This window comes from Vibrio sp. 03_296 (assembly GCF_002265885.1).
In genome coordinates this window covers 1-470 of record NZ_NPKW01001329.1, presented here as the reverse complement: position 1 = coordinate 470, position 470 = coordinate 1, and the positions used below count along the sequence as shown (strand labels likewise).

The 470-nt window shown below is 48.7% G+C and carries 1 pseudogene; it reads right to left on the bottom strand.

From position 1 onward, the window contains the following. Positions 1-241: 241 nt before the first annotated feature. Positions 242-470 (bottom strand): annotated as a pseudogene (locus tag CIK04_RS35990) (hypothetical protein); the annotation flags it as partial.

Here is a 470-nt window from a genome sequence, read left to right as displayed (position 1 = left end):
GTGAGTCCCCATGCGCATAGATACGCTATGTGATTGGGCCGGGCTGGCGATCAGTAAACGAATGCAGCCAACACCGTTGCAGCTTCTAGTAGGAAGGGGATAAGTGGCTATGCTTACCAAGTAAATAGCATAAGGTCACGCTCATTTGCCTATGCTAAGTCCCCTATTTTGAAAAATAACTGTATTTAAAAATAACCATATTGATAATCGAGTAGGAGGAGGCCTCACGGCCTCCATCCTCTCACACCACCGTACAAGCGTGGGTCGCATACGGCGGTTCCGAATATATCTTTAGTGACTCATACCCATCTCTCAATGAGTACAGTCCCCTCTCCTCGAACCATTTGATTGGCATTGCGTGATTCACCTGGGGCGAGAGGGCTAAGTGCCACCACCCTTTATCTGACATCGCCAGCTTCCACGCATTTCGCTCTGTTACACCTTGTCGTTGTAACCATGTCGCTATGCTG